Below are 25,656 nucleotides of genomic sequence, written 5' to 3'. Positions count from 1 at the left end.
GGTGTGTTGCTCGATTTGATCATGCACCGCTTGTCGACTTGAACATACATGTGTCAGGACGCATACCGCATCCTACACACGTGGTATTGAAGGGATACGACCGTGAATTTAAACGCGACTCTCTTTTTTCAGATGATCGTGTTTTTCGTTTTGGCCTGGTTTACGATGAAATTCGTATGGCCGCCACTGACGAAAGCAATCGATGATCGTCGTCAGAAAATCGCTGATGGTTTGGCTGCTGCCGATAAAGGCAAAGCCGATCTGGCACAGGCCCAAGCGCGTATCAGCCTGATGGATGCTTCGGCCAAGTCCGACAACCATCAACGCATTGTCGACGCTGAAAAACAAGCGACTGCTCTTTTGGAGCAAGCTCGTCGTGAAGCCGAAGCCGAAAAAGCCCGCATTATTGCGCAGGCCCAGCAAGACGCTAACCAGGAAGTGCAACGTGTACGTGAAGGTCTGCGTAGCGAAGTGGCTGCCTTGGCTGTCAAGGGTGCCGAGCAAATCTTGCGACGCGAAGTTGACGCGAATGCGCACGCCCAGCTGCTCGAGCAGCTCAAGGCAGAACTTTAACATCAAGGCAGGCCATGGCTGAACTATCGACTATTGCCAGACCTTACGCCGAAGCCCTGTTCGCCGCCGTGCGCGACGACAGCCAGGGCCTCGAATCGTGGTCGGCCCTGTTGTCCGAAATGGCTCAGGTGGCCGGTCTCCACGATGTGCGCGAGGCACTGAACGATCCGCGCCTGAATAACGGGCAGCGACTCGAACTCTTTACGGGCCTGGTTAAGTCACAGGTCACCGAAAAGGCTCGCAACTTTCTTCAATTGTTGGTGGATAACCAGCGCATCTTGCTGTTGCCACAAATTGCAGAACAGTTTGATCTATTGAAACACCAACTCGAAGGCACGGCGCAGGCACAAATTATCAGTGCTTTCCCGATGGCTGAGGCTCAGGTTGCTGAGCTGACCGCTGGGCTGGAGAAAAAGTTTGGCCTGAAGCTAAAACCGACTGTGACCGTCGACGCTGACCTTATCGGCGGTATTCGGGTGATTGTTGGTGACCAGGTGCTCGACACTTCCGTGCAGGCCCGGCTGGCCAGCATGCGCGATACGCTGACCGCATAGCGCGAGTCAGTAAACAGGATTTCAGGAGTCTGAACATGCAACTTAATCCGTCCGAGATCAGCGAACTGCTCAAGAGCCGCATCGAAGGCCTGGGTGCGTCGACTGACGTTCGTACACAAGGCACGGTCGTATCCGTGACCGACGGTATTACGCGCATCCACGGTTTGTCCGATGTGATGCAGGGCGAAATGCTCGAATTTCCGAACAACACGTTCGGTCTGGCCCTTAACCTCGAGCGCGACTCTGTCGGCGCCGTGATTTTGGGTGAATATACAGGTGTTTCCGAAGGCGACGCAGTTAAAACAACTGGCCGCATTCTGGAAGTACCCGTTGGCCCCGAACTGCTGGGTCGTGTGGTTGATACTCTGGGTATGCCTATCGACGGCAAGGGCCCGATCAACGCCAAGATGACAGACGTCATCGAGAAAGTGGCTCCTGGCGTTATCGCCCGTGAGTCCGTCTCCCAGCCCATGCAGACCGGCACGAAAGCCGTGGACTCCATGGTGCCAATCGGCCGTGGTCAGCGCGAACTGATCATTGGTGACCGTCAGACCGGTAAAACTGCCGTGGCTGTGGACACCATCATTGCTCAAAAGGGCAATGGCGTTAAATGTATCTACGTTGCCGTGGGCCAAAAAGCTTCCACGATCAACAACGTGGTGCGCAAGCTCGAAGAGCACGGTGCTCTGGAGTACACGATTGTTGTGGCCGCCTCGGCTTCCGAGTCCGCCGCCATGCAATACCTGGCTCCTTACTCCGGTTGCACCATGGGTGAATACTTCCGTGATCGTGGCGAAGACGCCCTGATCATTTATGACGATTTGACCAAGCAAGCTTGGGCCTACCGTCAAGTATCCCTGTTGCTGCGTCGCCCACCAGGCCGTGAAGCCTACCCTGGTGACGTGTTCTACCTGCACTCCCGTCTGCTCGAGCGCGCTGCTCGTGTGAACGCCGAGTACGTAGAAAAATTCACTAACGGTGAAGTGAAGGGCAAGACCGGTTCGTTGACCGCACTGCCTATCATTGAAACGCAAGCCGGTGACGTTTCCGCTTTCGTTCCAACCAACGTGATTTCGATTACTGACGGTCAGATCTTCCTGGAGTCCGACCTGTTCAACGCTGGTGTTCGTCCCGCTATTAACGCCGGTATTTCGGTGTCTCGCGTGGGTGGCGCTGCTCAAACCAAGGTCATCAAGAAGCTGTCCGGCGGTATTCGTACCGACTTGGCTCAGTACCGTGAATTGGCCGCGTTTGCTCAGTTCGCTTCCGACCTGGACGACGCAACCCGTCGCCAGCTGGAACGTGGTAAGCGCGTGGTCGAACTGCTCAAGCAGCCCCAGTACCAGCCTCTGGCTGTGTGGGAACTGGCCGTGAGCCTGTACGCTGTGAACAACGGTTACTTCGACGATCTGGAAGTCGCTCAGGTTCTGCCTTTCGAGAAAGGCCTGAAAGATCACCTGCGCAGCAAGTTCGCTGCTCTGGTTGAGCGTATCGAAAGCAAGAAGGAACTGGTTAAAGAAGACGAGGCTGAGTTGGTTGCAGCCATCCAGGACTTCAAAAAGCACGGCGCTTTCTAATCATTGTTGGCAGGCGCCGGAAACCCCGGCGTCATGATTAGCGGGAGTCGACAGCCTAGTCTGGCTCCCGATAATGCCCTTACAGGAAAGTGTGATGGCCGGAATCAAGGAAATTCGTACTAAGATCAAGAGCGTGCAAAACACGTCCAAGATCACCAAAGCCATGGAGATGGTGGCGGCATCCAAGATGCGCAAGGCGCAAGAGCGGATGCGTGCTGGCCGTCCCTATGCAGACAAGGTGCGCGAGATTGCTTCGCATCTGATGCAGGCGCACCCCGACTACACTCACCCCTACATGGTTGAGCCCGCCGAAGTCAAATCGGTAGGTATCGTGGTTGTCAGCACGGACAAAGGTCTGTGTGGCGGCCTGAACACCAATATTCTGCGTCTGGTACTTGCGCGTGTTCGCGAGTTTGAAGACAAAGGTATTAAAGTTCAGACAACGGCTCTGGGTGGTAAAGCTGCTGGAACATTGGCGCGTGTTGGTGCCAATCTGGTTTCTCAGGAAGTGGGCTTGGGCGATGCGCCTAACCTGGAACGTCTGATTGGCGCCATCAAGGTGCAGATCGACGACTTCGTGGAAGGCCGCATTGATGCTGTTTATCTGGCGACCAGCCGCTTTGTCAATACGATGAAGCAGGACCCAACATTTATTCGCTTGTTGCCTCTGCCTTCCGGTCTGAAAGATCCTTTCCAGGCTGGTGATCAGGTAGTCGCTCAAGAAAGCGCTAACTCTTCCGAATACGGTTGGGATTACATCTACGAACCCGATGCCAAGTCGGTTATTGACGACTTGTTGCTGCGTTACGTAGAGGGTCTGGTGTATCAGGCCGTTGCCGAGAACATGGCCTCTGAGCAGTCTGCCCGTATGGTGGCCATGAAAGCCGCTTCGGACAACGCCAAGACCGTTATCGGTGATCTTCAGCTGGTCTATAACAAGACCCGCCAGGCAGCGATTACGAAAGAAATCTCTGAAATCGTGGGGGGTGCCGCCGCTGTGTAATCACGGCAAGGCACACCATCAAAGTTATATTGCAAGGACTCAACATGAGCAACGGTACCATCGTTCAGTGCATCGGCGCCGTGGTGGATATTCAGTTCCCCCGCGACAGCATCCCTAAAGTCTACGAAGCATTGACTCTCGTTGACGAAAGTTCGGCTTTCGCAGAAAAAGGCCTGACTTTTGAAGTACAGCAACAATTGGGTGACGGTGTAGTTCGCACCATCGCCATGGGCTCCAGCGACGGCCTGCGCCGCGGTATGGAAGTGGCCGGTTCGGGCGCTCCTATCTCCGTGCCAGTCGGTGTTGGTACCCTGGGCCGCATTATGGACGTTCTGGGTCGCCCGATCGACGAAGTCGGTCCTATCCAGTCCGACGAGCGTCGCGCCATTCACCAGGCTGCTCCTACTTTCGACGAACTGTCGCCTTCCGTAGAGCTGCTGGAAACCGGTATTAAAGTGATTGACCTGGTTTGCCCGTTCGCCAAGGGTGGTAAGGTTGGTCTGTTCGGTGGTGCCGGTGTGGGCAAGACCGTGAACATGCTGGAACTGATCAACAACATCGCCAAGGCACACAGCGGTCTGTCCGTGTTTGCCGGTGTGGGTGAGCGTACCCGTGAAGGTAACGACTTCTACCACGAAATGGCCGATGCTGGCGTTATCCAGATGGACAACCTGAGCGAATCCAAAGTGGCCATGGTGTTCGGTCAGATGAACGAACCTCCAGGCAACCGTCTGCGTGTGGCACTGTCCGGCCTGACCATGGCCGAGAAGTTCCGTGACGAAGGCCGTGACATCCTGTTCTTTGTGGACAACATCTACCGCTACACGCTGGCCGGTACCGAAGTGTCCGCTCTGCTGGGTCGTATGCCTTCTGCAGTGGGTTACCAGCCTACGCTGGCCGAGGAAATGGGTAAGCTGCAAGAGCGTATTACCTCCACCAAGACCGGTTCGATTACGTCCATCCAGGCCGTTTACGTTCCAGCCGATGACTTGACTGACCCATCGCCTGCTACGACCTTCCTGCACTTGGACTCCACCGTTGTGTTGTCTCGTGACATTGCTGCTCTGGGTATTTACCCCGCTGTGGACCCTCTGGATTCCACCAGCCGTCAGCTGGATCCACAAGTTGTGGGCGAAGAGCACTACGCAGTGGCTCGCGGCGTTCAGCAGACTCTGCAGCGCTACAAGGAATTGCGCGATATTATCGCCATTCTGGGTATGGACGAGCTGTCTCCAGAAGACAAGCAGGCTGTTGCCCGCGCTCGTAAGATCCAGCGCTTCCTGTCTCAGCCTTTCCACGTGGCAGAAGTGTTTACCGGCTCGCCTGGTAAGTACGTTCCACTGGCTGAAACCCTGCGCGGCTTCAAGATGATCGTCGACGGCGAGTGTGATGCTCTGCCAGAACAGGCTTTCTACATGGTCGGTTCCATCGACGAGGCTTTCGAAAAAGCCAAGACTATTCAGTAATAAGGATTACTCATGGCTAAGCTTCATGTTGACGTGGTCAGTGCCGAAGAATCGATCTTTTCCGGTGAGGCAAAGTTCGTGGCGCTGCCCGGCGAGGCTGGAGAGCTGGGTATTTTGCCCGGTCACACTCCACTGATCTCGCGGATTCGTCCCGGCACGCTGAAGATCGTTATGGACGATGGCAGCGAAGAGCATATCTTTGTCGCTGGCGGCATACTCGAGGTTCAGCCTGGGAAAGTCACTGTATTGTCGGATACCGCGATTCGCGCACACGACTTGGATGAAGCAAAGGCTCTGGAAGCCCGCAAACATGCGGAAGAGGCCCTGCGCAACACCAAGGACAAGGCCGACATCGCTGTTGTGGAAGCCGAGCTGGCCATGCTGGCCGCTCAAGCAGCCGCAGCACGTCGCTTGAGCAACGTGCGCAAGCACTAAGTTCAAGTCGGTAGCATCCGTGAAAAAGCCACCCTTAGGGGTGGCTTTTTTGCGTTTGAAGCAGTTGAAGGGATGGGTGGGAAAGTCTAATTTCCGGGTAGCAACAGCAACCAACCCACCATGTGAGTTGCGCCTATGTCAAAGGTATAAGTAGAGATTCCGACTGACGGTTGGGGTGTACATGATTCGTCGGACTCGGCTACTACAGTACAGAATAAGCACATCATCCGCTTTGTTGGCGGTACCCATGCGGCTTGGTTTACGACATCTGTTTTAGGGTAAGCAGACTTTGCTCGATACCGTGTTGCCAGTTTCTTTCTATATGTTCTGTACCTAGCAAAGCATCCAGCTTGCCTTGCTGCAAGCTGGATTGAGCTGGCCGCTTGGCAGGTGTCGGGTATTGGTTGGTAGAGATGGCGGTCAGCCTTGGTGCTTGAGTCAGCAGGCCGAGTTTGACCGCCTGATCAAAGATTTCCTGAGCGAAGCCATACCAGCTTACAGAGGGCTGGCCAGCAAAATGGTAGACACCTGATGGAGGCTGATGCTTACCGCTGCTTCGTTTGGCTTCATACAGCCGTTGTGCCAGCTGGAGTAAGACTTGGGCAATATGTGGCGCGTAGCTGGGGCCACCAATCTGATCATCCACAATGTTCAGCTCGGTGCGTTCCTGGCCCAAGCGAAGCATGGTCTTCAGAAAGTTGTTTCCAAACTGGCTGAACACCCAGCTGGTACGCAAAATGATGGCGGAGGGCAGGGCAGCCAGGATGGCTTGCTCTCCTGCCAGTTTGCTTTGCCCATAGACACTGACAGGATGCGTAGGGGCGTCTTCGGTATAGGGCTGCTTTGCCAGGCCGTCAAAAACGTAGTCGGTAGAGACATGTACCAGCCCTATGCCACGTTCGGCGCAGGCAGTGGCCAGAAGGCCTGGGGCTACACCGTTAATCAGATGTGCTGTATCCGGTTCGGATTCAGCCTTGTCGACTGCGGTGTAGGCAGCTGTGTTGATGACGACATCGGCTTGATAGTGATCCAAGGCGCGGGCAATAGAGTCGCCGTGCGTAATATCAAGCTCCTGGTGACTGAGCGGAATCAGTTGCAGCGCTTGTGTGGAGACTGCCAGTGGGGACTGGGAGGGCAGATGATCAAGGTCAGTTGTGCGCTTGTTGCTTGCAGAAGGCCAGAGATGCGTGTGGCAGCTAGCAAGTGCCTGGCCTAGCTGCCCATACCCTCCGGCGATCAAGATGCGTGTCATGGCAGCAGGAACTGCTCCAGCCCTGGGTGTGACCTGTCTTTGGCGGAGAGCACAGGGTTCTGAATTGGCCAGTTGATGGCTAGGCGTGGACAATCCCACGCGAGTCCACCTTCATCGTCCGGCTGATAGTAGTCCGTGCATTTATAGCTGATGTCGGCCTCGTCGCTTAGAACACAAAAACCGTGTGCGTATCCGGGAGCAACCCAGAGCTGTTTATGGTTGTCCTGGCTAAGCTCCAATCCTACATACTGTCCGAAGGTGCTGGAGCGAGGGTCTATATCCACGACGACATCAAAGATGGCTCCCCGCGTGACGCTGATCAGCTTGCCTTGAGGTTTGGTCCTCTGAAAGTGCAGCCCTCGCAACACGGAGCCTTTGGAGTAGGACTGATTGTCTTGGACAAAGGCACTATCTATCCCGGCTACCGCTTGATAGCGTGCCGCATTAAAGCTTTCTTTAAAAAAGCCCCGTTCATCGTTGAATACGCGAGGCTCAATAATCAGAACGCCGGGTAAATGGGTGGTGTGCGTGCGCATATTACTGTTGCAGCAAGCGAGCCAAGTATTGTCCGTAGCCCGTTTTTTCCAAGGCCAGGGCCTGTGTTTCCAGGGCTTGTCGGGATAGCCAACCTTGATTGAATGCGATTTCTTCCAGGCAGGCGACTTTCAAACCCTGGCGATGTTCAATGGTGCGAATAAAAGAGCCCGCTTCCATCAGGCTCTCGTGCGTGCCGGAGTCCAGCCAGGCAAAGCCTCGCCCCAGGATGGAAACATGCAGATCATCCAGGTGCAGGTAGGCATTGTTGATGTCGGTAATTTCCAGCTCACCACGAGCAGATGGGGTGACTTGGCGGGCGATATCCACGACGCGATTATCGTAAAAATACAGGCCTGTTACGGCAAGGTTGGATTTGGGTTTGGCTGGCTTTTCTTCAATGGATACTGCTTTGCCCGCCGCATCCATTTCGACTACACCAAAGCTTTCGGGATTATTGACGGGGTAGCCAAAAATCGTGGCGCCATGAGGGCGGGTACGAGCCGAGCGCAGCATCTGGCTAAAACCATAGCCGTAGAAAATATTGTCACCCAGAATCAGGCAGACAGAATCCGAGCCTATAAAGTCAGCACCAATCAGAAAAGCCTGGGCCAGGCCGTCGGGTGAAGCTTGTTCAGCATAGGAAAGCTCAATACCAAACTGTGAACCGTCCCCCAGTAAATTGCGGAAATTGGGTAGATCTTCCGGGGTACAGATGATCAGAATCTCCCTGATATCCGCCAGCATCAGCACGGATAAGGGGTAGTAGATCATGGGTTTGTCGTAGACAGGGAGCAAGTGCTTGGACACACCCATGGTGATAGGGTGCAGGCGCGTGCCCGAGCCGCCTGCCAATACAATTCCTTTCAAGCTTGTTTTCCCAGGCGATCCAGACGGTAGGCACCGTTCAAGATGCGCTCCCACCAGGATGTGTTTTCAAGGTACCAAAGTACAGTCTTGCGCAGACCTGTCTCAAAACTTTCTTGAGCATGCCAGCCAAGTTCCGCACTTATTTTACTGGCATCAATCGCATAGCGCTGATCATGGCCTGGGCGATCTTCTACCAGGGTGATCAGGTCCGAGTAGTGAGCCAGTCCGGCTGGTTTGCCAGGGCGTAGCTCCTCAAGAATAGAGCAGATAGCCTGGACCACATCCAGGTTTTTCTTCTCCTGCTTGCCGCCAATATTGTAGGTTTCGCCTATTTTTCCTTGGGTTGCGACGGCGACAAGGGCGCGGACGTGGTCATCAACATAGAGCCAGTCGCGTACTTGATCGCCGGCTCCGTAAACGGGCAGGGGCTGGCCTTTCAGCGCATTAAGCACCATATGCGGAATCAGTTTTTCCGGAAACTGGTACGGACCGTAGTTGTTCGAGCAATTGCTGACGATGACAGGCAGGCCATAGCTGCGGTGCCAGGCTCGAACCAGATGGTCAGCGCTGGCCTTGCTGGCGGAATAGGGGGAACTGGGACTGTAGGGAGTTGACTCGGTAAAGAGCGCATCAGTTCTGCCCAGGTCGCCGTAGACCTCATCAGTAGACACATGATGGAAGCGAAAGCCTTGCTTGCGCTGTGGTTCCAGACCTTCCCAGTATTGGCGGCATTGCTCAAGCAATGTGTACGTGCCCACGATATTGGTCTGGATAAATGAGGCGGGGCCATCAATGGAGCGGTCAACGTGTGACTCTGCTGCCAGGTGTATGATGGTATCCGGCTGGAATTGTTGAAGTTGCGCGGCGATTTGTGCAGCGTTGCAAATATTGGTCTGGCTAAACGAGTAGCGCGGATGCCCCTGCACCTGAGTCAGTGACTCCAGATTTCCGGCGTAGCTCAACACATCAACATTCAGGATGTGATGCTCGCTAGTTTGGAGTAGATGACGGATAAGAGCGGAGCCAATAAAACCGGCTCCGCCAGTCACAAGGATACGCATAGTTGTGTTGTGAGCGCGGGTTGAGCTAAAGAGTGCACAAAGGTCATGCTGCGGTAACCCCTCAGGGGGAGGATATGGCCAAGTGCTTACCTTAACCTAGCTCGCAAGATAGCAGACATTCCGATATGTGGAGCATGTCTGCATTTTTTTTAGACTTCTGGGTATGGCTTGCTTGTCTAGCGTGTGCGTACTCCGATTTCCGCCAGCAAGTTACACGTTTAGTTGCTATCTTTGAACGCTGCGCTTTGTGTCGTGGCGATTATAATTTGTTACGCAGCTTTTATTTGCTTGGCTGGACAGCCTGCCTTGAGGGTTCAGGGTCTATGGCGAGCTGTCACAGTGCCGGCTAGTACGAGTATCGTTCACCGTTGTTTTAGGGTTTTTTCGGCTCGTCGCATATGGCTCTTCCCACTCTTTTAACAGGTCCAGGTAACCGGTTGACATCGGTACTGGTGTTCCTGTTCTATGCCACCTTGTTGTCCACCAAGGACATGTATTCATACGTGATAGGGGCGCTTGTGCTTTTCTCCCTGTGGAAAGCACCTGGCCTGCCTGCTGTCTCATTGAGCAAGCAAGAGAAATTCGTCCTGGGCTGGATGCTGCTTTTTGCCGGTATCAGTATTGCTGCAACGTTTTGGCATGGGGCTTACGTTCGTAGTTTTGAGGTTCCTGTCAAGTTTGCATTCAGCATCCTTTTGACGCTGTGTCTGATCAAGTTCCCTCCCAAACCGGCGGCAGTGTGGTCGGGCCTGGTGGTGGGGGCAGTGAGTGGCCTGGCGGTAGCTGCATGGAAGATGTGGCAGCTCGGAGAGTTCAAGGCCTTTGGTTTCACCGGCGCAATCCAGTTCGGGAATCTGGCCCTGAGTATGGCCGTCTTGCTGATGGTGGCACTGTGCTGGCTGATGGCCAACCAGAGCGCCCATCGCCGCCTTTGGTTTGTGCTGTTGGCATTAGGGGCAGTATGTGGCCTGCTGGGGTCCTACTATTCTGGAACTCGCGGTGGTTGGGTTGCGATTCCCTTGTTTGTTGCTCTTTTCTTGCTTGCTTACGTGCGGCGCGGCAATTTGCTCGCTTGCGGCGTTGTTTTGGCGGTATTGGTGGGGGCATCTGGCTTTTTGGCTTATCAATCCCCCCTGATCAAAAGTCGCGTTCAGGAAGTATCTACCGACCTGTCCGAGTATCAGGCTCACGGATCCAGCAGCTCCAGTTCCCTGGGGGCCCGGTTTGCGATTTGGGGTGCAACGTGGGAAATCCTTAAAGATCAGCCTGTGCTGGGTGTTGGCGAAGTTCAGTTTCGCCAGGCATTAAAGGAAAAAAGCCAGGCAGGTCTGATTGGAGAGGTGGCTGCCGGTTTGGCTAATACCCATAATACCTTTCTGGAAGTATGGGTTTGGTATGGTGGTTTGGCTTTGCTGTCCTTATTGCTTGCCATGCTGAGTGCAGCATGGTATTTCCTGTCTTTTATTCGTCACGTTGATTCTGTTTTGCGCAGTTATGCATTGGGCGGTTTATGCTTGATAGGTGGCTATGTTATTTACGGGCAAACGCAAATAATGTTGATTCGCAATAACACATTGCTGTTTTTTTTGTTATCGTTGGCGGTTTTAATGGCGTTGATGCATCAACGCCGTCGTGCTGTGCTTGCTGGAAATAGTTGAGTGTTTATCGTAGGTTTTGCTTGAGGTTTGATGGTGCTGCATCCATGGTTTTGATGAAAAGCGGTTTTTCGGAAGACCAGCAGTATTCAGGCAGTTCTATTTTTTGCGGTCATATTTTTAAACATAATTTAAAAAAATATTAAAGATATTTCGGTAAGGTGTAGGGTTGCCTATCTGTAGCCAGAGTCAAGACATCGGTTTTTAAATTTTTTAAAGAAATACTAGGAAACATGAAGAAATTTGCTCTTATTGGTGCAAGTGGATACATCGCACCTCGTCACATGCAGGCTATCAAGGCAACAGGCAATGTGCTGGTTGCTGCTGTGGATCCGAATGACTCGGTAGGCATTATTGACAGCCATTTTCCTGATGCTCATTTTTTTACTGAATTCGAGCGTTTCGATCGCCATATTGATAAGTTGAGCCGCGCAAAAACGGGTGAGGCAGTGGACTACATGTCTATTTGCTCGCCTAATTACCTGCACGATTCGCACATGCGATTCGCACTGCGCTCTGGCGCTGATGCAATTTGTGAAAAACCGTTGGTATTGAATTCCTGGAATATTGATGGCTTGCTGGATATCGAGCGCGATACGGGAAGAAAAGTAAATACCATTTTGCAGTTGCGTGTTCATCCGGCTATTATTGCGCTGCGGGAAAAGGTCTTAAATAATAAAGACAAGAAAAATAAATACGATGTGGATTTAACCTACATTACCTCTCGGGGTAATTGGTATCACCAGTCCTGGAAGGGCGATGTGAAAAAGTCTGGTGGTATTGCCACTAATATTGGCGTGCACTTTTTTGACATGCTGCATTTTATTTTTGGTGATTTGCAGCAAAGCGTGGTGCATACGCGTACAGACAGCAAAGCCGCCGGTTTCCTGGAATATGAAAACGCTCGGGTGCGCTGGTTCCTGTCGATCGATGTGGAAGATGTTCCTCAGTCCGCTCAGGACAAAGGCATGCGTACCTTCCGCTCCATCACCGTTGATGGCGAGGAAATCGAGTTCTCGGGTGGTTTTACCGACCTGCATACACGCAGCTACGAAGAAATCCTGGCTGGCCGCGGTTTTGGTCTGGAAGAAAACCGTACTGCCATTTCGACCGTGCAGTCTATTCGTACAGCCGACCTCGCTCCTTTGCAGGGTGACTACCACCCCTTCCTGAAAAAATGAGCTATTACAAACACGAATCAGCCATTGTGGATGAAGGGGCACAGATCGGGGCAGGATCCCGTGTCTGGCATTTTGTCCACGTCTGTGCGGGCGCCAAAATCGGCTCGGGTGTATCGCTGGGGCAGAACGTCTTTGTTGGCAACAAGGTGCTGATTGGGGACAACTGCAAGATCCAGAACAATGTCTCGGTTTATGACAATGTCACCCTGGAAGAAGGTGTTTTCTGTGGTCCGAGCATGGTGTTTACCAATGTCTATAATCCACGCTCCTTGATCGAGCGTAAGGATCAGTATCGTGACACCTTGGTACGTACCGGAGCGACATTGGGTGCGAATTGCACCATTGTCTGTGGCGTCACCATAGGCAAGTTTGCCTTTGTGGGGGCCGGAGCGGTGATCAATAGGGATGTCCCGGACTACGCTTTGATGCTGGGTGTGCCTGCGCGTCAGAAAGGCTGGATGAGTGAGTTTGGAGAGCAGCTGGATTTGCCCTTGAAAGGGTCTGGACAGTGTGTCTGCCCGCATTCAGGGGCTATTTATGAATTGCACAATGATCGTTTGATTAAACGGGAAGTCCAACAGCAATGATTGAATTTACGGATCTACACGCTCAGCAAGCGCGTATCAAATCGGAAATTGATGCGGGTATTGCGCGGGTTCTGCAGCATGGTCGTTATATTCTTGGCCCTGAAGTGACAGAGCTGGAAGAGAAACTGGCCGATTACGTCCAGGCCAAGTATTGCATCAGCTGCGCCAATGGCACGGATGCCTTGCAGATTGCCCTGATGGCCTTGGGTGTCGGGCCAGGCGATGAGGTGATCACCCCAGGCTTTACCTATGTGGCAACCGCTGAAACGGTCGCCGTGCTGGGTGCCAAGCCAATTTACGTGGATGTAGAGCCACGTACCTACAATCTGGATCCGGCTTTGCTGGAGGCTGCCATCACGCCTCGCACTAAAGCGATTATTCCGGTTTCCATGTATGGTCAGTGCCCTGACTTTGACACGATCAATGCCATCGCTTCCAAGCATGGCCTGGCTGTGATCGAGGATGCAGCTCAAAGCTTTGGCGCGACCTATAAAGGGCGTTATTCCTGCAATCTGAGCACCATCGCCTGTACCAGTTTTTTCCCCAGCAAACCTTTGGGCGGCTACGGGGATGGCGGTGCAATCTTTACCAATGATGAAGGTCTGGCAACTGTGATCCGGCAAATTGCGCGTCATGGGCAGGATCGTCGTTATCACCACATCCGTATTGGTATCAATAGTCGTCTGGATACCTTGCAAGCGGCTATTTTGTTGCCCAAGCTGGCGATTTTGACGGAAGAGCTGGAAATGCGCGACCGTGTTGCGCAGCGTTATCAAAGCAGCCTGAACGCAATTGGCATCGAAAGCACCCCGTTTGTTGAAGCACATAACCGGCATGTGTATGCCCAGTACACCATCCGGGTTCAACAACGTGATCAGGTGCAGGCCAGCTTGCAAAAAGCGGGTGTTCCCACTGCTGTGCACTATCCCATCCCTTTGAACCGGCAGCCTGCGGTTCAGGACCTGGATGCGGTATTGCCGGTGGGGGATTTGATTGCCACAGAGGTCTTGAGTTTGCCAATGGGACCTTACCTGAAAGATGACGATATGGATCACATCGTCCAAGCGCTACAGGCATGCGTACCGCTTTAATCTCGATAAAGGCTGCGGCTTAATTCCGCAGCCATTTTTATGCAAAATAGTTACTGGAAAACCGTACTCTCCGTATTCACTGGATCGGCGATTGCTCAGGTAATTCCTGTGCTGGGCGCTTTGTTGATTGCCCGGCAGTTTGGACCTGGTCAGTTCGGCCTGTTTTCAGCGTGGTTGGGTATCGTCATTATCTTGTCGACGGCCTTGACGGCCCGTCTGGAAGTGTCGCTGGCTCTGGAGCGGGACGGGCGTTTCCGCAATGCGGCGGCCTTTGCCGTGTTGACCATGACCTTGCTGATCGCGGTCGTCGTGCTACTGGTCCTGGGTTTGCTCCACATACTGACCGGCTACAACTACTTTGACACGGTAATGTTGCTGGTCGTGCTGGTGCCTTGTGCAACCCTATTTGCCTTGAATCAGGTTTGGCAGTCCTGGGCGGCCGCAGAAGGGCGCTTTCGTCAGTTGAATATGATGCGGGTGGCCCAGTCTATCTTTGTTGTGGTTCTGCAGATTGTGGCTGGTGTGTTCTGGCCTAATGCGACTGCACTCGCCTTGTCCTACGCACTGGGTTTGCTGCTGGCACAGGCCTATTGCATGTGGTTGTTGCCAGTGTCCCTGCGCTGGATGCGACGTTGGCGGCCCTTGATGCTTGCTTATGCCCGTCGTCATCGGAAATTCCTGGCGTATTCCTTGCCTGCTGACTTTATCAATGCATTGGCGATCCAGTTGCCTGTCATGATTGTGGCCCATCGCTTTGGGGCCGAGAGTGCTGGTTATCTGGCGCTTGTCATACGAGTTTTAGGCTTGCCTTTGTCTTTCCTGGGCAAGGCTGTTCTGGATGTGTTCAAGCGTCAGGCGTCGATGGCGTTTCGCGAGCGGGGCGAGTGCCGCGATGAGTACGTGCGCACATTCTGGGTATTGGGGGCCGGGTCTGCTCTTTTTGCAGTGGGTGCCTACTTTTTGTCAGAGCCCGTATTTGCCATCGCCTTTGGCGAGGAGTGGCGTCCTGCAGGCGCCATGAGCGTATTGCTGGTACCGATGTTTACCTTGCGTTTCATCGCCAGCCCTCTAAGTTACGTAATATATATTTTTAACAAGCAACAAGTCGATCTGCTATGGCAAACCTGCCTGTTGGCCATGACCTACGGTGTGCTGAGCTATGTAGATACAGAGGTAGCCGCTATCTTCATCTACTCTGTGTCCTATGCCTTGCTCTACGTGGTGTATCTGGCCATTTCGTATCGATATAGTTGTGGTGAATCGCACAAACAGCGAGCAAGTTTATGATCGGCATCCTGGACTACGGTTGTGGCAACATTAATTCGGTTATCCGAATGATTCAAAAGCTTGGAGGGGAAGCCTCCAAGGTATCGACTGCGCAGGAGATTGCGGCGGTAGACAGGCTGATTATTCCGGGAGTCGGCGCCTTTGATCATGGCATGCAGCAATTGCATGACCGGGGGCTGTTGCCTGTGCTGGAGCAATACGCCTTGCAGGATAAAAAGCCGGTATTGGGCATATGTCTGGGCATGCAATTAATGTGTCGTGCCAGTGAGGAAGGCAGTTTGCCTGGCCTGGGTTGGATTGATGCCCAGGTGCGGCGTTTTCAAAGTACACCCGAAAGACCTCTGAAGATTCCGCATATGGGATGGTCGGAAGTGGATATCGCCAAGGCGAACCCCTTGTTGCAGGAGGGTGAGCGCCGTCATCGCTTTTACTTTGTGCACGCTTATAAGGTCGAAGCTGCTTGCCCCGAGGATATTTTGGCGACGGCAGATTATGGTGGCTCTTTTGTGGCCGCATTCCAGCGTGAGAATGTAATGGGGGTGCAATTTCACCCCGAGAAAAGCCACCAGTTTGGTTTCGGATTGATGAAGAATTTTATGGCTGAGGCCGTATGAAGCCACGCGTTATTCCCGTTTTGTCCTTGAAAAATGGTGGTCTGGTTAAAACCCGCCGCTATCAGGACCCCAAGTATGTGGGTGATCCCACCAATGCGATTCGCATCTTCAACGAGAAAGAAGTGGATGAGCTGGTTGTGCTGGATATTGGAGCATCCAGTGCCGGCACTGCGCCCGATTTTGAAGTCGTGCGCTTGTTTGCCGAAGAGTGCTTTATGCCCTTGACCTATGGGGGCGGTATTCAGAATATGCAGCAGGTAGAGCGCATCTTTGATCTGGGTATTGAAAAGGTCAGTTTGCAGTCTGCCGTAATGCAGGATACACGCCTGATACAGGATATCGCTCGTGTTTATGGCCAGCAAAGTGTCGTGCTGGGCGTGGATATCAAAAAGAATTGGCTCAAGCAGCCCAAGCTGTATATTTCGCAGTCGGGCAAATTACTGAATCGCCCTATTTATGATTATCTGGCTGAGCGAGTTGATGCAGGGGTAGGGGAAGTCCTCTTGAGCGCCGTGGACCATGACGGCATGATGGATGGCTATGATCTGGATTTGATCCATTCGGTGGCCAGTCGCTTGCCTGTTCCTGTCGTTGCCCTGGGCGGAGCCCGCTCGATGGATGATTTCAACCTGGCTTTGAAGGCGGGCGCTTCGGCTGTCGCGGCCGGTGCCATGTTTGTGTTCAAAGGCCCACACCGTGCGGTACTGATTAACTACCCGAAACGGGCCGAGTTTGACTCTTTGGATGATATTGAATGAATCAACATTACCAGGTGTGTTCGCGCTGTGTTATGGACACCAGTGCACGCGACATTGTTTTTAACAGTGACGGTGTTTGCAACTATTGCACGGACCTGGAGGCCAGCACCAAGAACACCTTGGGCTTGGCACCGGAAGAAAAAGAACGCCGTTTGCAGGCCCTGGTGGCCGAGGTCAAAGCACAGGGCAAGGGCAAGCCTTACGACTGTATTGTGGGAGTCTCAGGCGGCGTAGATAGCTCCTGGGTGCTGGTCAAGGCGGTCGAACTGGGCCTGCGTCCCCTGGCTGTGCACATGGATAACGGCTGGAACTCCGAGCTGGCCCAGAACAATATCGAGAACCTGATCAACGGCCTGGGCGTGGATCTGTATACCCACGTCATTGATTGGCATGAATACCGCAAGTTGATGCAGGCCTTTTTCGATGCCAATGTGGTTGATATCGAGCTGCTGTACGACAACGCCATGACGGCCGTGAACTATCAACAGGCGGCCAAATATGGCCTGAAGCATTTGCTGGCGGGCACCAACGAGGCGACCGAAGGGATGCAGATTCCCGAGAGCTGGAACTGGTTCAAGTTTGACAAGAAAAACATCCGCAGCATTGCCAAACGCTTTAGCGACGTAAAGATCGAGACTTTCCCCTTGTTTGGCATCGGTGAGTACATACGCTATGCCGTACTGCAGAAAATACGCTGGGTCTCGATTCTGGACCTGATGGAGTTCAACAAGTTCTCTGCCATGCAGCAGTTGCAGGAACGCTACTCTTACAAGCCGTATCCCTATAAACACTACGAGTCGATCTTCACCCGTTTTTATCAGGGCTATATCCTGCCCGAGAAGTTTGGGGTTGATAAGCGCCGTGTTCACATGAGCACCTTGATTGTGACGGGTCAGATGAGCCGGGACGAAGCTCTGGCCGATCTGGAAAAAATCCCGTATCACAGCCAGCGCGAGCTCGATGAGGACAAGCAGTATTTCCTGAAGAAAATGGGGTGGACGCCTGCTCAGCTGGAAGCCTATATCAAGGCCCCCGCAGTGGCGCATGACTATTATCCAAGTGATTTGGCCCGTTGGAAGTGGATGGCCAAATTGTATAAACGTGTGCTTGGCCGCTCCTGATTCATTGCTGTGTCAGCGCAAGGCTTGAGATAAAGGTTGGAATATGCGGTTTTTACACTCTGCGATGCTGTTGCGTCCGGTCAATGGCATTGTGGCTCAGATGAGTTGGGAACAGCAGGCAGCAGACCAATTGGGCTTGTCCTGGCAGACGCGTGCTTTTACGGCGGCGCAGGGCAAGGTGCCCGAGACTATTCGCGTAGACTCGGGTGTTCAGGTTTCTGGGCAGAATAAATTCAAGCTGGCCTGGGCCTGGATTGTTTTCCGTGTTCGTTATGTTCGGTGGCTACGGGAACAGACGGATGTGGACGTGTTTATCTTGCGCCATAGTGTGCATGATCCGTTCCAGTACTTTTTTATTCGTTCCTGTAGCAAACCCGTTTATCTGGTGCATCACAGCAAAGAGCTTCCGGAGTTGGCCGGTGGGGGCTTGATTGGCAAGTTGCGGGCAGGTGCAGAAGCTGTCCTGGGGCGTTGGTCTATTCGCCGTGCAGCCGGGGTGATTGGTGTGACCCCAGAGTTAAGCGAGTATGAGTGCGCCCGTGCCGGGCAAGCAGACAAATACACGTTCACCTATCCTAATGGAGTGATGTACGGTCCCTCGTCCAATGTGGCCTTGCCTGACCAGCGTACGGATCAGCCAGAACTCTTGTTTGTGGCAAGCCACTTTTATGACTGGCATGGCCTGGATTTGTTGCTGGATGCCATGGAGCGTACCCAAAAAGACTTTCGTCTTCATGTTGTTGGGATCGTTTTTGATGCAGATCTGGCCAGGTGCCAGAAAGACCCCCGGATTGTGTTGCACGGGACCTTGAATGCAATGCAGATTGCTGCATTGGTAGAGCGCTGCTGGGTCGGGCTGACTTCTTTTGCCTTGGACCGCAAAGGTATGCAGCAGGCTTGTACCTTGAAGGTACGTGAGTATTTGATGCTGGGTTTGCCGGTTTACTCGGGTCATCAGGATGTCTTTGATGCCCGGTTCCCCTTCTATCGTTTAGGCGAGGTAGATATGGAAGCGATTCTGGATTATGCACACACCGTACGGACAGCCAGCAAGGCAGAGGTCAGCAAGCAGGCAGAGCCCTTTATTGCCAAGACCAATCTGTTGGCTGGTTTGGCTCAGGCCCTGGAGGGGCAGGGTGTAAAGCACCTATGAGTTCTGTGGCATTACGCATTGGGCCGGACGCGCTCTATGATTTTGTCGCGAAAGTGACGTTTTTCGCCTTCTTTGTGTTTGGCCCGGTCTGGAAGTTCCTGGAAACCATGTTTGCGTTTCCCAGAGTGAACGTCAGTGCTATTTACCTGTTGTGTACGCTTGTATTGCTGCTTTTGCTATTGGTAAAGGCGGCATTTTCTGCGCGCAGGCTTCAGGGAAAACCTGTTTTTGTCGCGATATCCATCTTGTTGTTGTGGGTGTTGGCGATCCAGATATTGCAGTTCTTCAGCTTGTTGCAACAGGTCGATTGGTGGACCTTGTTGCGTTATTTCTCCAATACGGGTGTGTCACCTATTTTGCTGACCTTGCTTGGGAAATGGTATGCCGAAAATGAGGAGGGGAGCGCTCGTACCGTGCGTGTTTCCTGGCTCTGCTCTACCGTCATCTACGTGTTCAGTTATTTTTACATAGGGCAGGACTTTCACAGGGAAATTGTAGAAGCCAGTGTCTACCTGACCTTGTCCGACTGCTATGCAATTGTTTCCCTTTTGCTGTTGGTGTCGGTGCGCAACAAGACGCAGGCAGCCTTGTTTTTGGCGATCAGTTTCTGGGTGTTGTTCTTTCTGAACTCACGCTTCTCGTTCATTGCTTTTGTATTTGCCTGCATGGTCATCATGTTTGTAAGAAACAAGCTGGCTGCGATTGTGATGGTCTTGTTGGCTGTGATGGTCTTGTTCTTGATCGGTCCCTTGCTGGTCGACATTCTGGGGCCCGAGCATCGCATGGTGCGTTTGTTCCTGTTTGAGAGCGACTCTTCGCTATCGGGGCGGATGGTCTTGTTTCAACAGGAGCTGGAGTTCCTGAGGAGCAACTGGGTGCTGGGTCGTTATATGTATGACGTAGTCGCTACCGGGGTGACAGGCAACTATGCCCACAACTATATGTCGTTCTTGAGTGCTTACGGGATTGGCCCGGCAGTGGGCCTGGTTTGTGTCATTATTGCCAGCCTGAGCGGGGGCGTGCGACAAGCCATGCACCATCATCATGTTCAGGCAATACTGGCGGTATTGTGTTTTTGTCTGTTGGGGATAGTCGCTGCACGTAGCTATTTATATCCCTATATCTGGTTCGCGTTAGCCGCTTTGGCGTCCTTGCGATTTTCTGTGGCTGATGCCAAGGCTTCCTGATGCAGTTTTCCTTACTTCTCTCTTTGTACGACGGTGAAAAAGCCTCGAATTTTGCGCAGGCCATGGATAGCGTTGTGCAGTCTATTCGCCAGCCCGATGAAGTCGTCCTGGTCCAGGATGGGCCTTTGCGCCCGGAGCTGTTAAGTCTGATTGAGCACTATAGAGGCCTGTTGCCTATCGTCAGTGTGCCGCTGGAGAAAAACGTCGGCTTGGGCAAGGCATTGAATATCGGGCTTTTGCATTGCACCAAGCCGTGGGTAGCGCGGTTTGACACTGATGATATTAATGAGCCGGATCGTTTTTCAGCACAGCTGGAGCAACTGGAACTGCACCCTGAAATCGATATTATCGGATCGGCTATTGCCGAGTTCGTTGATGACCCTGAAGTCATTCGAAGTTACCGTACCGCTCCTGCAAGCCACGCTGAAATTTTGCAATACGGGCAGTCCAGAAATCCGTTCAATCATGTCACCGTGATGTACCGTAAGGATGCGGTCCTGGCATGTGGAAGTTATGGCAACGAGTACTTCTACGAGGACTACGCCTTGTGGGTGCGTTTGCTCTTGTCGGGTGCCAAGGGGATGAATATCGAACGACCATTGGTGCGGGTCCGAACCGACCCCTCCATGTATCGTCGCCGGGGTGGGTGGCGTTATGTGCGGCAAGAAATCGCCGCACAATATATGTTTTATTCCCTGGGCTTTATTGGCTTCAAGCGCTTTACTCTTAATTGCCTGCAACGGACTCCGGCACGTTTGTTGCCACCTGCTGTGCGAGAGTTTATTTATCTGAAACTATTGCGTTAATCGGCTTTGTTTAACGCGCCCCAAAACCCGTCAACATGGTTTTGATGGTCAGAAAGACAATGTGCAAGTCCAGAGAGGTCGAGCAGTTCTTGATGTAGTAGAAGTCATGCTCGATCTTGATGCGGGTGGCATCAGCATCAGCGGTATAGCCTTGGCGAACTTGTGCCCATCCCGTAATGCCTGGCTTGACGACGTGGCGATAATTATAAAAAGGGATTTTCTCGTCGAATTCCCGCACAAAGTTTGGCTGTTCGGGACGAGGGCCTATCAGGCTCATCTCGCCTTTGATGATATTGAGGAACTGAGGCAGCTCGTCGATACGTAGCTTGCGTATGATGCGGCCAATACGCGTGATACGGGGATCATCTTCCCCGGCAAATTGCTGGGCTTGCTCCCGATCAAAGCGCATGCTGCGGAATTTGTAGATGGTAAATTCCTTGTTGCCCAAGCCAATGCGTTGCTGTGTATAGATAGCCGGGCCAGGGCTCTCCAGCTTGATCAATAAGGCCGTGATCAGACCAAGAGGCAGGACGATAGGCAAAGAGAGCAGCACAATGCTCAGGTCCATAAGCAGCTTCGTGCTCTCGTACACCTTGGTAGGCAGCAAGGCCCCCAGATTGTTTTCCGACATGCGGTTGATGCGAACCCGGCCAGACAGGGATTCGTAAACCAGGCTGGCGTCATATACCGGGATGCGATTTAACGCACATTGTGTCAGGAAACGTTCGTCCTCTTTATTCAGATTATTGAAGTCCGCAACGACAGCGTCATAGCGAACGCCTTGCAAATCAAGCGTTTCCAGGGCGCGCGCATCGACATTGTCCAGCTCGAACAGGTGTTCGCTCATCCCTCCCTTGATGATGGCCAGCTTCAGGCGGCGGTACTTCAGTGTGCAGAAATGCGCCAGATAAAACCAAAACAGAGCGAAGGCTCCGCTGCTGAGCAGAATGAAGCGGGAAATGTTCGGAGTCAGCAGAAAGGAGAGCAGCGCAATCAGTACGTAAACCGTGGTCACCTGGGGGGCAATGAACATGCTCGATTGCCCGCCCGGGTAGGACGTATTGATTTTGCGTACAAAGATATGGGAGATGAGAAAGGCGATCGAAGTGACGATCAGGGCTGTTTTCTGGCCCAGATCAGGTGTGAGCAAGCCTCTCCATCCCCAGTGCAGGGCGGTGGGCAGAACGACGGAAACCAGCCAGCCTACCAGTAGCAGGAATGGCGACGAGAGCAGGATTTGCTCGTGTTTCTTCTGAAAGCGGCGGCTAGGTAAGGTGTTCATATCCTACGGTCGTATATGGGAATCAAGGGCTACGTGCAAGCTTGGTGTAGAGAGCAGCCTTCAATCATTTCTGATTGCATTGGCAATCAGTGCAACAAACATCCCCAGAAATAGACCGAAAATAATTCCCATCAACAAAATCAAAGGCTTGATGGGTTTGATGGGTTCGTAAGGGGGATGCGCAGGCATATCGATACGAGCGACCGAGAACGCCGGAGTGTTGTTAAGCGTTTCCAGCAGAGCTTGTTGAGTCAGAAGTTTGGGCAAGCCGGCAATATAGGCGTCCTGATCTTTACGACTGCTCAGGACGTCGATCTCGGCTTGTAGCGAACGGGTGCCACGCATAAAACTGCCCTCGTTAGCGGGGCTATTGTCCAAGGTGATGACTGTTGTGCCGGGCATGGGTGTTTCCAGCCCCATGGCCTTGGCAACAGTCAGGGAGTCCTGGAGACGGGCAATTTTCAGGTTTTGCAGATCCTGCTCCAGCTTGCGTAAAGTGGCGATCTGGTTCTGTGTGCTTTGCTTTTTGGCTGTAATTTCACCTTGCAGGTTTTTTAGAAGCTCGGTGTGCGTCGCGGTGATGGCCAGAGCCATATAGTCATTCACCCATTGGGCCGCCAGTTTTGGATCCTTGGCTTCAATGGCGACATTAATCGTGCTGCTTTCGGATGAAGGGCCATTGATGCGCAAGGCTTTTTCCAGCCGTTTGGCAAGCTGCTCCGTTTCGTCCTGATCTTTTGGGGCGAAATGGGGGAGGTAGTACTCGGTCAGGAATTTGTTCTTTATCGAGTCGGACTTGATGTTGCTATAAAGAATCTCATAGGCGCGATCAGGATTTAAACGGCGCGCGGTTTCTTTGTCAGAAATTCCGACGTCGATCATGCTCAAGGTCTCGGAATATTCTGCCAAGTCACTTTCTTGAGGCGGAAGAATTTTTGCTGTGGCCTGGTAGGTGGGTGACACGACTGCCAAATAGCCAATTGAAAGACAGGCGCACAGCAGAGTGATACCTAAAATTATTTTTTTTGATCCCCAAAATAGCCGCATTAGATCGCTCAGGCTAATGTTCTGCTTATTGGTTTCATGACTCTGGCTAACTGTGTTCACGCATTCTCCGGATGATAGTCAACGTTCTGCTGAACTGAGGTTCTTAACCGTCAATTCTAAACTCAATGGGTTTAAAACGTTTGTTTTCGAAGTTTTTTATCGATATTTTTTCTAAGGCAGGGGCCTTAATAAAACGGTAATACCTAAGTCTTGCTGAGGTATGTCAAATAAAGACCCCAATATGTTACAAATTGGCCGGAAGCGTCAGGGCAGTACAGGGGATGGGCGCGATGTGAATTGCGCAGCGTCAGGTTGCTTGAGCAATAATATCGTCCAGCCTGCTTAAGATCGGCGTTTCGCGGTCACTCACCAAAGAAACTTAGCAAGTAAAGGCGAACTGCAATGATAGTATTTGTTGCTGGTTGTAAGCGCGCATCCGAATGGTTTTTGTAGTGCTGATTGTTGTATTGAAGTGACAGTCTGCGTAACAGTCGGAGCGCGTTCTGGACAAGCCGGGTGTGCTGGTTTAGCAGGGAGAAGAACTCATGTTGCAGCCATGGTTGGGATGCCCGCTAAAAAGGGTGGACAGGGGCTTTATATAAGGCGAATGCGGTCTAGGTCGCGAAAATAAAATGATGAAATATAGAAGTGACATAGACGGGCTACGTGCCTTGGCGGTGCTTTCCGTCCTGATTTTTCATTTGAACTCGAATTGGTTGCCCGGCGGGTTTATTGGGGTCGATGTATTTTTCGTGATCTCTGGTTTTCTGATCAGCCAGATCATAAAAAATGAAGTGATGGCCGGCCGTTTTTTCTTCTCTGATTTCTACAAGAGAAGGATACGCAGAATTTTGCCGCCTCTTTATATTGTTTTGTTTTTCTCTTTGCTGGTCGGCTTTGTTATTCTCATTTCTGAGGATTTTGAGCGTCTATTTTTCTCTGTTCTTTATTCTTCTTCTTTTTTGGCTAATCGGTTTTTTTCAAAAGATGGTGGGTATTTTGATATTTCATCGGATGAAAAGCCTTTATTGCATATCTGGTCTTTGTCGATAGAAGAGCAGTTTTATTTTATTTGGCCTCTTGTTTTTATTCTGGTTTTCAAGCTTCTTTCTAAATATAAAAAAGAAAATCTGGATGCTTGGCTTATCGGCTTTGTGGCCTGCGTGGTAGCGCTTGGTTTTGCATATAGCCAGCTCTACCTCTTGTCTTCGAAGGCTGGGGACTCTGTCTACTTTCTGCTGCGTTTGCGTTTTAGCGAACTGTTGGTGGGGGCCTTGTTCGCGTTCTTGCCTGTGTATACCCAGCGGCTGGGCTGTCATTTGCTTCAGTTGGCAGGTGTCGTGCTGATCGCCAGTGGCTTGCTCATGTTGGACAAGCACTTCCTGTTTCCAGGCTTGAATGCTCTTTTGCCATGTTTGGGAGCAGGCCTGTTCATTTACGGGGGCCGGTCCGACCAGGCGGCTGGTGGCCTGGTCATGCGGGTTTTTCAGATGCCTTTCATGGTTGCTATAGGGCTGATCTCCTATTCCCTGTACCTGTGGCATTGGCCTGTGTTGGCTTATTTGCGATACGTCTATGGGGCTTATGTTTTGCCCGCCAGTTGGCTGCTTGTTGCTGTGCCCTCTATATTTGCCCTGGCGTATTTGACTTACCGATTTGTGGAGCTGCGCTGCAAACGTCTGAGCATCAGTTTCACAAGGGCTTTTTTGCTGTTGTTTTTGGCTCCGGCTTTAATGCTGGCTGCATTGGGAGCTGGTCTGAAGACCATAAAGCCGGCACTGGATTTTGATCCCTCCCTTTTGAGTTACGGGACCGATGTTTGTCATGGGAATTTTGACAAACGCTGTTTGCGAGGTGCGTCGAATGTGCCTGCTCGTGTCTTGATGACGGGGGATTCCCATGCGGCGGCTTTGAACTCTTTTATGGATGAGGTCGGGCGCCATGAAGGCTGGCAAGCCTATGTCGTTACAGGTAGCTCTTGTTCTCCCGTTTTTAATTTCAGCCAGAACATCCTGCCCGAGTCATCACGGGAGCCTTGCAAGAATTTGAAGGAGTACGTGGCGGCAGAGTATCGGCAATATGATGCCGTCGTCTTTACTTCTTTCTGGTCTTATCAATTAGGCGATGAGCCTGAGCGTGCGGATCCGGATTACTTGCCGAAGTTGGAACACACCTTGCGCAGCATGGCGAAAACGACCCCGGTTTATGTTTTGTCGGATGTACCGGAGTTACCCGTTTCTCCCATTCGTCTGGAGCTTTTTGATCGTTTGGGCTTGCATGTGGAACGTGAGTCCGGAGAGAAGGCCCAGTCTGCCAATGCCAGAATCAAGCAGATTGTCGATCGTATCCCTAATGTGCATTGGGTTGATTTAGGGCCGGTGGCCAGCCAGCTTTCCGCTCAAGGTCGTTACGCGGGACGTATGGCCTACTTCGACAATAATCATTTGAATATTTATGGCTCTACCTCCTTGGGACAATTGTTTGTACGCGACGGCTACCGTTTGCTTCCCCCTTGAAACCCCAGGTGTGGGGCGGTTTTGCAATGCTGACTGGAGCTGGCAG

Annotated in this window: 24 protein-coding genes; 18 read left to right on the top strand and 6 right to left on the bottom strand. The window is 52.3% G+C overall.

The window, feature by feature from the left end:
* Positions 1-102 precede the first annotated feature (102 nt).
* From DUD43_RS16915 to DUD43_RS16890, 6 genes are all read left to right on the top strand, one after another.
* Positions 103-573 (top strand): F0F1 ATP synthase subunit B, encoded by a 471-nt coding sequence (locus DUD43_RS16915; protein ID WP_153231192.1) that lies wholly within the window; start codon positions 103-105, stop codon positions 571-573.
* 14 nt (positions 574-587) lie between these two features.
* Positions 588-1,127, top strand: coding sequence for a F0F1 ATP synthase subunit delta (locus DUD43_RS16910; protein WP_003805005.1), 540 nt, complete (start codon positions 588-590; stop codon positions 1,125-1,127).
* A 35-nt stretch (positions 1,128-1,162) separates the two neighbouring features.
* The gene (atpA, locus tag DUD43_RS16905; protein WP_026483720.1) at positions 1,163-2,704 is read left to right on the top strand and encodes a F0F1 ATP synthase subunit alpha; all 1,542 of its coding nucleotides are present in this window, start codon (positions 1,163-1,165) and stop codon (positions 2,702-2,704) included.
* 94 nt (positions 2,705-2,798) lie between these two features.
* A complete protein-coding gene (gene atpG / locus DUD43_RS16900; protein WP_035270228.1) occupies positions 2,799-3,707 on the top strand; it encodes a F0F1 ATP synthase subunit gamma in 909 nt (302 codons plus the stop codon).
* A 44-nt stretch (positions 3,708-3,751) separates the two neighbouring features.
* Positions 3,752-5,173, top strand: coding sequence for a F0F1 ATP synthase subunit beta (gene atpD, locus DUD43_RS16895; protein ID WP_042486019.1), 1,422 nt, complete (start codon positions 3,752-3,754; stop codon positions 5,171-5,173).
* A 12-nt stretch (positions 5,174-5,185) separates the two neighbouring features.
* Entirely contained in the window at positions 5,186-5,608 is a 423-nt protein-coding gene (locus DUD43_RS16890; RefSeq protein ID WP_045929555.1) for a F0F1 ATP synthase subunit epsilon, read from the top strand.
* A gap of 259 nt (positions 5,609-5,867) precedes the next feature.
* Here the strand turns inward: DUD43_RS16890 and rfbD are convergent, their stop codons facing one another.
* The 4 genes from rfbD to rfbB are packed head-to-tail and all read right to left on the bottom strand — an operon-like array spanning position 5,868 to position 9,325.
* Positions 5,868-6,860, bottom strand: a complete 993-nt coding sequence (gene rfbD, locus DUD43_RS16885) for a dTDP-4-dehydrorhamnose reductase (protein ID WP_153231191.1) — start codon at positions 6,858-6,860, stop codon at positions 5,868-5,870.
* Positions 6,857-7,396 carry a dTDP-4-dehydrorhamnose 3,5-epimerase gene (rfbC, locus tag DUD43_RS16880; protein WP_153231190.1) on the bottom strand — a complete coding sequence of 180 codons (540 nt, stop codon included), beginning with the start codon at positions 7,394-7,396 and terminating at the stop codon, positions 6,857-6,859. The genes rfbD and rfbC overlap by 4 nt, the downstream gene beginning before the upstream one ends.
* 1 nt (position 7,397) lies before the next feature.
* Positions 7,398-8,264, bottom strand: coding sequence for a glucose-1-phosphate thymidylyltransferase RfbA (gene rfbA, locus DUD43_RS16875; protein WP_153231189.1), 867 nt, complete (start codon positions 8,262-8,264; stop codon positions 7,398-7,400).
* Positions 8,261-9,325, bottom strand: a complete 1,065-nt coding sequence (gene rfbB / locus DUD43_RS16870) for a dTDP-glucose 4,6-dehydratase (RefSeq protein WP_153231188.1) — start codon at positions 9,323-9,325, stop codon at positions 8,261-8,263. Before rfbB ends, rfbA begins: the two co-directional genes overlap by 4 nt.
* A gap of 398 nt (positions 9,326-9,723) precedes the next feature.
* Here rfbB and DUD43_RS16865 point away from each other — a divergent pair, with 398 nt between their 5' ends.
* From DUD43_RS16865 to DUD43_RS16815, 11 genes are all read left to right on the top strand, one after another.
* A complete protein-coding gene (locus tag DUD43_RS16865; RefSeq protein ID WP_153231187.1) occupies positions 9,724-10,983 on the top strand; it encodes an O-antigen ligase family protein in 1,260 nt (419 codons plus the stop codon).
* A gap of 230 nt (positions 10,984-11,213) precedes the next feature.
* Positions 11,214-12,161: a Gfo/Idh/MocA family protein gene (locus DUD43_RS16860; RefSeq protein ID WP_153231186.1), complete on the top strand. Its 948-nt coding sequence runs from the start codon at positions 11,214-11,216 to the stop codon at positions 12,159-12,161.
* Positions 12,158-12,748, top strand: coding sequence for a UDP-2-acetamido-3-amino-2,3-dideoxy-D-glucuronate N-acetyltransferase (gene wbpD, locus DUD43_RS16855; protein WP_153231185.1), 591 nt, complete (start codon positions 12,158-12,160; stop codon positions 12,746-12,748). The genes DUD43_RS16860 and wbpD overlap by 4 nt, the downstream gene beginning before the upstream one ends.
* The gene (locus tag DUD43_RS16850; RefSeq protein ID WP_153231184.1) at positions 12,745-13,839 is read left to right on the top strand and encodes a DegT/DnrJ/EryC1/StrS family aminotransferase; all 1,095 of its coding nucleotides are present in this window, start codon (positions 12,745-12,747) and stop codon (positions 13,837-13,839) included. Before wbpD ends, DUD43_RS16850 begins: the two co-directional genes overlap by 4 nt.
* A 39-nt stretch (positions 13,840-13,878) precedes the next feature.
* The gene (locus DUD43_RS16845) at positions 13,879-15,126 is read left to right on the top strand and encodes a lipopolysaccharide biosynthesis protein (protein ID WP_153231183.1); all 1,248 of its coding nucleotides are present in this window, start codon (positions 13,879-13,881) and stop codon (positions 15,124-15,126) included.
* Positions 15,123-15,740, top strand: coding sequence for an imidazole glycerol phosphate synthase subunit HisH (gene hisH / locus DUD43_RS16840; protein ID WP_221080322.1), 618 nt, complete (start codon positions 15,123-15,125; stop codon positions 15,738-15,740). Before DUD43_RS16845 ends, hisH begins: the two co-directional genes overlap by 4 nt.
* Positions 15,737-16,498: an AglZ/HisF2 family acetamidino modification protein gene (locus tag DUD43_RS16835; RefSeq protein ID WP_153231182.1), complete on the top strand. Its 762-nt coding sequence runs from the start codon at positions 15,737-15,739 to the stop codon at positions 16,496-16,498. Before hisH ends, DUD43_RS16835 begins: the two co-directional genes overlap by 4 nt.
* Positions 16,495-17,619, top strand: a complete 1,125-nt coding sequence (locus DUD43_RS16830) for an N-acetyl sugar amidotransferase (RefSeq protein ID WP_153231181.1) — start codon at positions 16,495-16,497, stop codon at positions 17,617-17,619. Before DUD43_RS16835 ends, DUD43_RS16830 begins: the two co-directional genes overlap by 4 nt.
* A gap of 43 nt (positions 17,620-17,662) precedes the next feature.
* On the top strand, positions 17,663-18,772 hold the full coding sequence (locus DUD43_RS16825; RefSeq protein WP_153231180.1) for a glycosyltransferase: 1,110 nt from the start codon (positions 17,663-17,665) through the stop codon (positions 18,770-18,772).
* A 5-nt stretch (positions 18,773-18,777) separates the two neighbouring features.
* Positions 18,778-19,959: an O-antigen ligase family protein gene (locus DUD43_RS16820; protein WP_153231179.1), complete on the top strand. Its 1,182-nt coding sequence runs from the start codon at positions 18,778-18,780 to the stop codon at positions 19,957-19,959.
* A complete protein-coding gene (locus DUD43_RS16815) occupies positions 19,959-20,765 on the top strand; it encodes a glycosyltransferase (RefSeq protein ID WP_153231178.1) in 807 nt (268 codons plus the stop codon). Before DUD43_RS16820 ends, DUD43_RS16815 begins: the two co-directional genes overlap by 1 nt.
* A gap of 10 nt (positions 20,766-20,775) precedes the next feature.
* On the opposite strand, the gene DUD43_RS16810 is transcribed toward DUD43_RS16815, so the two are convergent.
* Both DUD43_RS16810 and DUD43_RS16805 read right to left on the bottom strand, forming a co-directional pair.
* Positions 20,776-22,047: an exopolysaccharide biosynthesis polyprenyl glycosylphosphotransferase gene (locus tag DUD43_RS16810; protein WP_153231177.1), complete on the bottom strand. Its 1,272-nt coding sequence runs from the start codon at positions 22,045-22,047 to the stop codon at positions 20,776-20,778.
* Between the two features lie 60 nt (positions 22,048-22,107).
* The gene (locus tag DUD43_RS16805; protein ID WP_153231176.1) at positions 22,108-23,154 is read right to left on the bottom strand and encodes an LPS O-antigen chain length determinant protein WzzB; all 1,047 of its coding nucleotides are present in this window, start codon (positions 23,152-23,154) and stop codon (positions 22,108-22,110) included.
* Between the two features lie 572 nt (positions 23,155-23,726).
* Here DUD43_RS16805 and DUD43_RS16800 point away from each other — a divergent pair.
* On the top strand, positions 23,727-25,610 hold the full coding sequence (locus tag DUD43_RS16800; RefSeq protein ID WP_153231175.1) for an acyltransferase family protein: 1,884 nt from the start codon (positions 23,727-23,729) through the stop codon (positions 25,608-25,610).
* Positions 25,611-25,656: the final 46 nt, after the last annotated feature.

Origin of the sequence: Alcaligenes faecalis (assembly GCF_009497775.1) — a bacterium.
GTDB lineage: Bacteria > Pseudomonadota > Gammaproteobacteria > Burkholderiales > Burkholderiaceae_B > Alcaligenes > Alcaligenes faecalis_D.
This window is presented reverse-complemented; position numbering and strand designations above follow the sequence as displayed.